Origin of the sequence: Caldisericum sp. (assembly GCA_022759145.1) — a bacterium.
GTDB lineage: Bacteria > Caldisericota > Caldisericia > Caldisericales > Caldisericaceae > Caldisericum.
The window spans coordinates 46,832-58,199 of the sequence record JAEMPV010000062.1; the positions used below are offsets into that span (position 1 = coordinate 46,832).

Consider the following 11,368-nt stretch of genomic DNA (forward strand, 5'->3'; position numbering starts at 1 on the left):
TTACCTCCAATCACAATCCTAAAATTTTCAAAACAATTACAATTATATTCATAAATGCTGTTATTATACTAAATCTGTAATCGACTTTTGCCTCACTCCATCCTAAAATTTCAAAGTGGTGATGGATAGGGGTCATTTTGAATACACGCTTCCCATGGGTTGCCTTGAAGTATGCAATCTGAATAAAAATAGAAATCGCTTCAATTACCGGTATAATTGCAACAAATGGTAAATACAATTCGGTTTTAGAAATTATTGCAAGCGAAGCAATCGCTCCACCCAAAAATGATGCCCCCAAATCTCCCATAAATATCGATGCCTTGGGACTATTGAACCACAAAAATATAAGTACTGAGACAAGCAGGGTTATAGCAAAACCAAAAATTAAGGAGTTTTTCATAAGATAAAAAAGCACTATATACGTTAAAAGCATTATACTTGAAACACTTCCAAGCAAGCCATCTACTCCATCCGTGAGATTAAAGGCATTAACAGAGCCAACCATAATTACAATAAAAAGTACAAAATAAAAAAACGGAGAAAATTTTAAATGAAAACCTAAAAAGACAGTCTCAAAAGTAAATAGATTTCTGAAGAAGAAGAAAATAACAATGCTTCCTATCGTAAATAAAATTAATTTTTGACTTATCGACAAACCAATTGATGAGGATTTTCTTGAGGTTAGTACATCATCAATAAGCCCTATAAGCCCAAAAAATGTTGAAGAAATAGAAACAAAAAGAAATTGCCTCATTGTTTCAGAAGAAAAATGTGAAACAAAAAATAAAGGAAGGAGAAAAATTATTGAAACCAAAAAGATAACACCTCCACCACGAGGTGTGCCTTCTTTCTTTTTGTGTGATTCAATCAATTCTTCACGGACATGCTGAACAAGATTTCTACTTTTGAGAAAATTTATGAGGCTTCGCTCTAAAAAGAAAAGCGCAAAAAACTCAACAATAAGTGAAATAAGAAGCATACCCTCAATTTTCATCGCTATACCTCCTGAGAAGCGCTTCAACAAACTGCTCCATCTTCATTCCACGAGAACCTTTTACTAAAAACACTGAATCTTCTGGAAAATCAAAAGAATTTAAAAAATCAATAAGGGAAGCATTATCATCAAAGTGGTACTTTTTTGTTGCAACTGCATAATCCTGCATAAATTTGGAGAAACTACCATAGGTTATTAGCATATATGGTTTTATCTTTGCAATTTCCTTTCCAACATTTTCGTGAAGTGATTTTGAAGATTCGCCAAGTTCAAGCATATCGCCAAGTATTAAAACAATCGGATTCTTAATTCCGTTAAGCCTCTTGAGAGCAAGGTTCATAGAGACAGGGTTTGAATTATAAGTATCGTCAATTATTGTAATTGTTCCTCTTTTAATTTTCTCTCCACGACCTTTATACGGTTTAAATTCCTTAAGAGCAGAAACAATATAGTCTGGATCAACTCCAACATAGATTGATGCTGCAAAAATTAGTCCAACATTGTATGCAAATCCATTATATGGAACTGCAAAATCAAAAACTCTATCTTCAACATTCACCCTCAATCTCATAAAGTCGAGGTTTTCTTCTAAAATTGACATTTTAAAATTGTTTCCTTCGTTAAAGCCAACAGTAAAAACTCCTTTAACTCCAACTGAAGATGCCTTTAAAAGCGGGTCGTCTCCATTTATAAAACTAACGCCTCCATTTTCTGAAACGAACTTAACAAGTTTAAACTTCTCCTTGAGAACCCCATTTCTATCACCTAAATACTCAAGGTGAGAGTCACCAATATTTGTAATTATTGCATAATGAGGTTTAACAATATCTAAAAGGGTATCCATATCATTAGGCTTTTGAATGCCCATCTCGGCAATAATAAAGTCTTCAAGATTCGTAACATCATTAGCAAAAAATAGGGGGAGCGAAAGGTCTGTATTTATGTTTCCTTCTGTTTTCCTTACATTGAATTTTTTAGAAAGTGCAAGGTACAAACCCTCTTTCGTTGTTGTCTTACCTGCACTTCCCGTGATACCAAAAATAGCAGAGTTAACTTTGCTGCGTGCAAAATCACCAAGGTGCTTTATAAATTCAACAGTAGAATTTACTTTAACAACAGGACCAATTGCTTCAACATCCCTCTCAACGACTGCAAGAATTGCCCCTCTACTAAACGCATCATTTACAAAATTATGACCATCGGTATTATTTCCCTTTAACGCAATAAAAATATCGTTTGGTTTTACTATTCTTGAGTCAACGACAAAGTTATTGTGTTCGTAAGGAAAAGCAAAGTCAGAGTGGCGAATATCCTTAAATAACTCATTAAGTTCAATTTTCATTGAATACACCTCTTACGATATCGATATCTCTAAAACTTATAATCTTGCCTTCCGGTAGCCGCATTTTTGATTCAACACCTCTTCCAAGAATCGCAACTACATCGCCTTTCCTTGCTTTTTTAAGCGCATACTTTATAGCATCTCTTCTATCCTGTAAAACAATATTGTCAATAGAAATGCCACTTACAACATCGTCTATTATTTCGTTAATATCATGTCCTCGCGGATCATCTGAAGTAACCACGCAAAAATCTGCATACTTACTAACAGTTTTTCCCATTAAAATTCTCTTTTCTTTGTCCGATGTCCCTACTGCACCAAAGACTACAATAAGGCGTCCATTTAAATTTTTCAAACTTTGTAAGACACTTTCGATTTCTTCAGGATTGTGCGCATAGTCAATAACAACATTTATGCCGTTAAAGTTGTATATCTCCATTCTACCAGGAATTGAGATGGTTTTCGCAAACTCCTTTATATCGCTAAAAGAAATGCCTTCTAACATTGCAAATGAAAGAACTGCTAAAAAATTGTATGCATTGTAAGCCCCTAAAATTGGTAAAAATATTGAGCCCAGGAAGTATTCCCCTCTATACACATCGAAAGAAATAGAAGTGCCTTTTTGAGAAATAGAAGAAAAAGAAAAGTCAAATGAATTGCCCTTGCCATAGAATATAGGCGAATCAGAAACTTCAATAAATCTATCTATAAAAAGTGAATCACCATTGAGGATGGGAGACTTTACACCTTTAAAAAAGGATACCTTTGTATCTATATAATCTTCAGGCGATTTATGATAATCGATGTGGTCGATGCCCATAGTTGCAAGAATTTTTTTATAGAAGTCTATGCCATAAATCCTTTTATCCTTAATCCCGTGCGAAGAAACCTCCATAAACACATATTTAACTCCGTGATCGCGCATATCCCTAAGATATTTGTGTAAGTCAAAAGGAAAAGGCGTTGTTGGTGGCTCAAGATCTATTAGGGAAAAACTATCTTTTATTCCGAGTCCAATTGTGCCAATAAATCCCGAAGGAATGCCTGAGTAGTTAAAAAGTCTATATAGAAGATATGTTATTGTCGTTTTACCCATTGTACCTGTAACACCAACTATCTTTAGATCCTTCGAGGGTTCTCCAAAATATAACGAGGAAATTTTTGCAAATGCTTCCCTTGCATCCGGGGCTTTTATAACAAGTATGTCTTCAGGCACTTTTACTTCTTTTTCAACAATTACACCAACTGCGCCATTTTTCAACGCATCCAATACAAATTCATGTCCGTCTGTATTCTCTCCTTTTAGTGCAACGAATAGGTCACCCTTATCAACCTTCCTTGAGTCAGTCTTTATCGAATGAAACTCGGCATCGAGATTTCCGTAAATCTCAAACTCTTTAAAATTTTCTTTTAAAACTCTCCCATTCATTTCCCAATCCTTAAATATTTTACAAGAAATGTTCCAATCTCAGAAAAAAGTGGTGCAGAAACTGTTGTTGAGTATTGAGGTATTGCCGTTTCATTTATGGATACTATAACAGAGACTGATGGATCTGGGTATGGTATTGCGCCAAAGAAACTGTAGATGAGTTTTGAGTGAGAGTACCCACCAGTTGGATTTATCTTTTGGGCTGTTCCTGTTTTCCCCATAACCTTATAACCTTCAATTCTTGCTTTTGGTGCGCCTTTTTCAACAACATCAACCATAGCGCTCTTAATAAGGTCAAGGTTTGTTTTACTTCCAATTGTCCTCTTCAAGATCGGGGTCGATGAATAAATAATTTTACCCGAGTTATCAAGAACCTCCTTTATAATATGTGGCGTGTAGAGTTTGCCTCCATTCACTATTGTATTAAGCGCCGAGACCATTTGAATCTGTGTAACTGCAATACCCTGTCCAAATCCCATAGTTGCCAATTCTACATCTCCAATATCTTTAGAAGATGGCACTAAACCTTTCTCTTCGCCAAAAATCTCAATCTGAGTTGGCTCTCCAAAACCGAAAAGTCTGAAGTAATTAAGGAGTGGGTCTTTTTGGATCTTTAGTGCAACTTGTGCAAACGCAACATCGCATGAATTTACAAGAATATCCGTAAGCCCATGCTCACTGCCATGCTTTTTCCAGCACGAGATAACTCTATCTTTTACTTTTATCGAACCACTACAGTAAAAGTCATCATCGGGCTTAAGTTTTCCCGTTTCCAAGCCTGCAAGTGCCACAATGGGTTTCATAATTGATCCGGGTTCATAATTAAATGTTGTTGGAAGATTTGGAACTATTTTTTCAATATTTGCTGGATCAAATGAAGGATAAGATACCATGGCAAGAACTTCATTTGTATTTGGATCTGTAACAATAGCAAAACCACTCTTTGCGTTAAACTCCTCTACATACTTTTTTACAAGTTCGTAAACCTCTGACTGAATATTTATGTCTATGGTTAATTTAACACTGTCGCCTTTAACGGGTTCTAAAATATATGTTGGAGCACCTAATAAATCTGGCTCTGCAAAATTAAAAGTTCTAAAGGACCTCCCATTTTTCCCTTTGAGGTAATCATCCATTGAAAGTTCAATACCTGTAAGCCCAACGCCGTCAGCCCCTACAATCCCAACAAGAGGTGCTGTAATTTCTCCAAAGGGATACACTCTCTTGTAAGTTTTAGTAAAAACAACACCATCTGGGATATGGAGCGAATCGATTTTATCCTTCGTTTCTTTTGAAACAGAAGTTGAAACAAGCACATAAGACTTTGCACTGAAGATTCTGTTTAACTCCTCATTTTCAAATTTAAGATCACCTTTTATGATATTTCTCAATTTTTGAAGGGTATCGTTTGAGATAACATTCGGGTTTATATCTAATTCAAAAGTTAGTTCGTTTGTTGCAAGCTTGACGCCATTTCTATCGAGAATTTCGCCACGTTCTGCTCTTAAGATATCGTAGCTTGGAACAACTTGTGGTGCAAATTCAGAAAGCAATTTTCCCCTGCTGAAAATAGTAAGGTCTATTACTCTGCCTATAAACGACAAAAACAACAATAAGAAAATCAAAAACGCAATTAAAAGCCTTTTCTTAAAAATATCTTCACTATTTTGCAGGGATTTCCGCGACATAGAATCTTTTTACCTCGCTCATTTTAAGTTTTTCCCTTGCAATTTTTTCAATCCTAATAGGGTCTTGTAGTTGTAGGTATATCGCTTCGAGTTTTTGATTCTGAGTTTGTATTTGTTCAATTTCTGAGTTGAGATTTGCTATTTCTTTTTTTACTTTAACCGTTGTAAAAAATAAAACACTATATATGAGAATTAATAAAAGTAACACTAAAAGCAAAGTCGTAGTCTTCATTTTCATGAGACTTTCTCCGCAACTCTCAATTTTGCGCTTCGAGCACGCCTATTCTTTGAAACTTCCTCTTCTGAGGGCTTTATTACATGCTTATTAACCAACTTAAGATTTGGATTGTTTTTAAATGAAAGTTTTACCAATCTATCTTCAAGCGAGTGATAGGTAATAACCGCAATTCTTCCTTGAGGAAGCAATAACTTCGGTGCATTCTCCAAAAAGCCTTTCAGGTTGTCCATTTCTCTATTTATGTAAATCCTGAGCGCCTGAAATGTCCTTGTTGCTGGATGAATCTTGTAGTACCCTTTGGGATAAACACCTTTTACAATTTCTGCAAGTTGTGTCGTTGTCTCAATCGGATGTTTTTTTCTTTCTTCAACAATTCTTTTTGCAATCCTATAAGCAAATGGGTCTTCACCATAGTATAAAATAATGTCTCTTAACTCATCCTCTGAAAAATTATTAACGATATCATAAGCAGTGTATCTTGTACATGGTCTGCACATTCTCATATCAAGGGGGCCTTCACGCATAAATGAGAAGCCCCTTGACTCATCTTCAAGTTGAAGAGTAGAAACACCTAAATCAGCAAGAATGTGTGTTACATTTTTAGCGTGCGGAAGAACAAGAGTTGTAATTTCCTTAAAATTACCAGGAACTATTATGAAGTTATCTCCTACCTCAAGCAGTCTTTTGCGGGCTCTTTCGATTGTTTCATAATCCATATCAATGCCTATAAGAAGCCCTTTTGGAATTCTCTTCAGAATCTCAACAGAATGCCCACCTTCTCCAAGGGTTGCATCTACAACAATTGAGTCTTCTTTCAAATTTAATAATTCAATTGTCTCATTCAATAAAACAGGTATATGATGTATTTCCATCAACTGATATTATACAGTATTTTTGTTTTTATTTTAGTAAGTGATTCTTTCAGGATGTGTATAGATATTAAAACGGTTTACTCTCATGAAACCTACAAGAGTTATTCCTAAATCTTCTCCCAACTTTACTGCAAGGGTCGAAACAGCAGATTGTGAAACAATAATTTTTGAATTCATTTTGTTTGCAACTTCAACGAGAGAATAATTAATCCTTCCTGATGTAAAAACTATCGTTTCTCTTTTTATCCCTTGGTCCACTATGTAACCTGCACACTTTAACATTGACGATAGCCTTGAAATGTCTTCATAGTGAGCAAGTATACCATTTATATCTGAAACGGAAACAATATGAGTTCCACCTGTTTTTGCAAAAGTTTCAGAGTAAGATAATGTTTCTTTCATTAAGGAAAAAAGTTTACCTTGAGAAACAGCATTGATTTTTTCATATTCCGAATTTTCAGAATCTTTCACATTCTCAATTTCAAAATAGTAGTTTGTTGAAAATTCATTTTCTTTATATGAGAAATTTCTTATTTCCTTCTTAGACTTGATTAAGGAAGTGTTTAATAACACACCCAATCCAAGAAAATATTCATTTCCATTTGAGTAGAAAAGCGATTGGATGTGTTCTCCGTTTACATAAACATTAAGGATCTTTTCCTCAACAAGTACATCATCAAATGGGCTAATTTTTCCATTTTCAAATCGCAAAATCCTCAATATTTTCATTCTTTATTATACTGCATATTCTATCAAAGTCGCTTTTGGTATTAATATTCAGAAATGAAAGCAGTTCTGGGTCGATATCCTTAATCTTATATACCTCAAGATACTGGACTTTATCTATAAGAAGACTTCTTAATTTCAAGTCATTTACTTTTATGTTTCTTTCGACTATAGGAAGTAGTTTACTACTGTAAAAAGCAAACATGGGCTCTATAAAACCATTTTCAAGTTTTGGAATATAGGAAAAAGATTGCTCATTAAGAGTTGCTTTCATATATTCCAAAACTTCTTTTTTAATAAGAGGCATATCGCATGCAACAAGAAAAACAAAATCTACATCATTGTATAGTTTAAGCGCCGTGTAAAGACCGCCAATTGGACCAAGAGAGGGTATTAAATCTTCTCTGAACTCGTAATTAGAAATGGGAGCCTGCCTCCCTATGAAGACAGGCTCCACTCCAAATACACTCTTAAGAATCCTGTAAGTTCTTTCAAATACCAAATTGCCATTTAGCACAAGAAAGAACTTGTCCGTCCCAAATCTTCTACTTTTTCCACCAACAAGAACAACAGGCTTAATTTTCATTACTTTTTGCTTAATAAGTATACATACCAGTAAACTGCACCAACGAAAATTGCACCACCAACAAGGTTACCAAGAGTAACAGGAATAAGGTTAACTGTGAAAAGCGTTCCCCAATTAAGATTTGCTAAATCTGCAAGAGTCTTTCCTGCAACCTCAAGTACTTTAGGATTACTCTTCAGGAAAATTCCATATGGAATAAAGAACATATTTGCAACTGAGTGTTCAAAACCGGAAGCAACGAATGCCATAATAGGGAAATAGATTGCAAAGAGTTTTCCTATTACATCTTTTGACGCCATTGCCATCCAAACTGCCATACAGACAAGCCAGTTACAGAGAATACCTCTAAAGAATGCCTGTGCGAATGTAAGCGAAGTTTTCGAAAGAGCGACTTTCAATGCATTTGCACCAACAAGATTACCATTCAAAGACCATGTCCCTCCAAAGAAAAGGAAGGCTGCTAAAATAATTGAGCCAACGAAGTTCCCAATGTAAACAACAACCCAATTCTTTAAAAGCTCTCCCCATGTTACTTTCTTATCAAGAGCAGCAATAAGCACAAGGTTATTGCCAGTGAAGAGCTCTGCACCACCTACAACAACCATCATAAGACCTACAGTAAAGACTGATGCAGAAAGAAACCTCGTAAAGCCGAAACCGAGTGTTGAATCAGAGCCCACAAGCAAGAAGAGTTGCGCTCCGAATGCAATGTAAACTCCTGCAAGGATTGCAAGGATAAACATCTTGAGAATGGGAAGTTTGCATTTTCCTACCCCAGTCTCGCACATTTTTGCAGCCACATCTTTTGGCGGGAAGAAATTTACATCGTTCATAACTTACCTCCTTTTATTTAAATTTTTTCAATTGCACACGCGCATGCTTTGTATTCAGGAATTCTTGCAACCGGGTCAAGTGCATTAATTGTAAGGATATTTGCATTCGCTTCTGAGAAGTGGAAACTTACAAAAACAACTCCTTTTTTAGGCTTTGTTGAAACCTTTGCTTTTACAACGATCTCTCCTCTTCTTGTCTTTACTTTAACCTTATCACCATCATTAATACCGAGATTCTGTGCATCTTCAGGATTTATCTCAACAAAATTTTCGGGAACAAAACTTTCAAGCACCTTTACCCTGCGAGTTTCATTCCTCGAGTGATAATGGAAAAGAATTCTTCCAGTTGTAAGGATAAACGGGTATTCACTGTCTACCGTCTCAACAGGCGGTTCAAACTCAACACCATTTATAAGCGCCTTGCCATTGGGTCGTTTAAAGTTTCCACCATAGTGCAAAATTCTTGTACCAGGATGGGTTTCCTCTGGGCATGGCCACTGAATTGAGTATTCTTTAAGCCTTTCATATGTGATACCTTTAAATGTTGGCGTTACTTCTCTTATTTCATTCCAAATATCTATAGCACTCTTGTATTTCATTGGATAACCCATTCTGGTTGCAACTTCACAAACAATCTCCCAATCATCTTTCACGGTTGTTGCTGGTGTTCTTGCAGGTCTAAGAAGTTGGACTCTTCTTTCGGTATTGGTAAATGTTCCATATTTTTCATATGCGGCCTTTGCCGGGAAAACAACATCTGCTATCTGGGCAGTTTCTGAGAGGAATATGTCTTGAACTGCAAGGAACTCAAGTTTTTCAAAACCTTCTTTTACATGCCTTACATCTGCCTCTGTTACAAGCGGGTTTTCACCCATTGCATACACGGCTTTTAGTTTACCCTCAAGAGCAAGCTCTCCAAACTGCGATACCGCATAGCCTATGTTTTCGGGGAGTTTTACGCCCCAGAATTCTTCGAATTTCTTTCGGACATTTTCATCTGTAACCTTCTGGTAGCCTGTATAGACATCAGGTAACGCTCCTACATCGCATGCACCTTGCACATTTGCCTGTCCTCTTAGTGGATCAATTCCGTTTCCTTCCTTTCCTATATGACCTGTTATCAGGGCGAGGTTTGCAATACTCAGGACGTTATCCACACCAACATGGTGTTGGGTTATTCCCATCGTGTAGAAAATCATAGAATTTGGTCCTCGAGCATAAGCAATTGCCGCTTCCTCGATGAGTTTCTTATCTACACCTGTAATCTTCGATACATTATCAAGATCATACTTACCGCTTTCAAGAACCTTTAAAAGATTTTCAAAACCTTCGGTATGCGCTTCTATAAATTCCTTGTTAATGAGTCCTTTGTCAATTATAACCTTCATCATGCCATTCAAAAGTGCGACATCTGTTCCTGGGTAATGCTGTATGAAAATATCTGCGTATTTTGCAAGGTCGATATTTCTTGGATCACAGACTATAAGTTTTGCACCTTTTTTCTTTTTGTTTTCTTTTATAAACTGAGCAATCACAGGATGGGTTTCTGTTGTATTTGAGCCTATTACAAACATAACATCTGCATTCTTAATATCATCAATAGGGTTAGTTGCAGCACCAGCACCTAATGCCTTCCCAAGTCCCGCAACGGTTGAAGCGTGGCAAAGTCGTGCACAGTGGTCTATGTTATTTGTCCCGATTACTGCACGTGCAAATTTTTGTACTACATAGTTATCTTCATTTGTACATCTTGCAGAACCAAGAACACCAATTGCATCAGGTCCATACTTTTCTTTTATTTCAAGTAATCTTTTTGCAGTGTAGTCGAGAGCTTCTTCCCATGTTGCTTCCCTAAATACGCCATTTTCCTTTATAAGAGGCTTAGTTAATCTTTCAGAAGAGTTCACATATTCATAACCATATCTTCCCTTAACACAAAGCCTTTCTTTGTTGGGTTCTTTATCTGCGCCTCTTGCCATAACAAGGTTGTTATTTTTATCTTTGTATAAGGTAACATTGCATCCAGTACCGCAATAGGCACAAACCGTGTCTGTTTTTTCGAAGTTGAATATTTTTCCTTTGCCAATACGAGGTTTTTCAATCAAAGCACCAGTTGGGCATGCCTGGACACAGGCAGCACAGAATTGGCAATCAGTCTGTTCAAGGGGAAGATTAAATGGAGTTGATACAGTAGATTTATACCCTCTCATTGCAATACCAATAGCCTCGACAATTGCCTGGTTTTCGCATGCATCTACACAACGCCTGCAAAGAATGCACTTCTGTGGATCAAACTGTATGAAAGGATTTGAATCCCAAGGTGTTTCCTTTGGATAGACAAATGCTTCTTTTTCATCAAGAAACTGACTCTTCTTAATGCCAAATTGATACGCAAGGTCCTGAAGGACACAATCACCATCCTTGTCGCAGGTCATACAATCGAGAGGGTGATGTGCCAAAGCAAGTTCAAGATTGGTTTTTCTTGCTTCATAAAGTAGATCTGAATTAGTAGTTATATCCATTCCTTCGGCAACTTCTGTAATGCATGCTCTTTGTAGCGTTCTTGAGCCCCTCACTTCAACTACACACATACCACAGGAACCCTCTTCTGCAATACCTTCAAGATAGCATAGTGTTGGAATCTCTATGCCAATCGATTT

The 11,368-nt window shown here is 36.4% G+C and carries 10 protein-coding genes; all 10 read right to left on the reverse strand.

Annotated elements, in window-relative coordinates; all coding sequences use genetic code 11:
• Positions 1 to 10: 10 nt before the first annotated feature.
• Positions 11 to 994: a phospho-N-acetylmuramoyl-pentapeptide-transferase gene (gene mraY / locus JHC30_04240; protein MCI4463361.1), complete on the reverse strand. Its 984-nt coding sequence runs from the start codon at positions 992 to 994 to the stop codon at positions 11 to 13.
• Positions 984 to 2,336 (reverse strand): UDP-N-acetylmuramoyl-tripeptide--D-alanyl-D-alanine ligase, encoded by a 1,353-nt coding sequence (locus tag JHC30_04245; GenBank protein MCI4463362.1) that lies wholly within the window; start codon positions 2,334 to 2,336, stop codon positions 984 to 986. The genes mraY and JHC30_04245 overlap by 11 nt, the downstream gene beginning before the upstream one ends.
• A complete protein-coding gene (locus tag JHC30_04250; protein MCI4463363.1) occupies positions 2,326 to 3,765 on the reverse strand; it encodes a UDP-N-acetylmuramoyl-L-alanyl-D-glutamate--2,6-diaminopimelate ligase in 1,440 nt (479 codons plus the stop codon). Before JHC30_04250 ends, JHC30_04245 begins: the two co-directional genes overlap by 11 nt.
• On the reverse strand, positions 3,762 to 5,453 hold the full coding sequence (locus JHC30_04255) for a penicillin-binding protein 2 (GenBank protein MCI4463364.1): 1,692 nt from the start codon (positions 5,451 to 5,453) through the stop codon (positions 3,762 to 3,764). Before JHC30_04255 ends, JHC30_04250 begins: the two co-directional genes overlap by 4 nt.
• Complete coding sequence (locus JHC30_04260; GenBank protein MCI4463365.1) at positions 5,428 to 5,691, reverse strand: cell division protein FtsL; 264 nt, start codon at positions 5,689 to 5,691, stop codon at positions 5,428 to 5,430. The genes JHC30_04255 and JHC30_04260 overlap by 26 nt, the downstream gene beginning before the upstream one ends.
• Complete coding sequence (gene rsmH, locus JHC30_04265) at positions 5,688 to 6,563, reverse strand: 16S rRNA (cytosine(1402)-N(4))-methyltransferase RsmH (GenBank protein MCI4463366.1); 876 nt, start codon at positions 6,561 to 6,563, stop codon at positions 5,688 to 5,690. The genes JHC30_04260 and rsmH overlap by 4 nt, the downstream gene beginning before the upstream one ends.
• 33 nt (positions 6,564 to 6,596) lie before the next feature.
• A complete protein-coding gene (locus JHC30_04270; GenBank protein MCI4463367.1) occupies positions 6,597 to 7,292 on the reverse strand; it encodes a formate dehydrogenase accessory sulfurtransferase FdhD in 696 nt (231 codons plus the stop codon).
• Positions 7,264 to 7,875 (reverse strand): molybdenum cofactor guanylyltransferase, encoded by a 612-nt coding sequence (locus tag JHC30_04275; GenBank protein ID MCI4463368.1) that lies wholly within the window; start codon positions 7,873 to 7,875, stop codon positions 7,264 to 7,266. The genes JHC30_04270 and JHC30_04275 overlap by 29 nt, the downstream gene beginning before the upstream one ends.
• The gene (locus JHC30_04280) at positions 7,875 to 8,708 is read right to left on the reverse strand and encodes a formate/nitrite transporter family protein (GenBank protein ID MCI4463369.1); all 834 of its coding nucleotides are present in this window, start codon (positions 8,706 to 8,708) and stop codon (positions 7,875 to 7,877) included. The genes JHC30_04275 and JHC30_04280 overlap by 1 nt, the downstream gene beginning before the upstream one ends.
• Before the next feature lie 17 nt (positions 8,709 to 8,725).
• A partial coding sequence (gene fdhF / locus JHC30_04285; GenBank protein MCI4463370.1) for a formate dehydrogenase subunit alpha occupies positions 8,726 to 11,368 on the reverse strand: 2,643 nt, incomplete at its 5' end.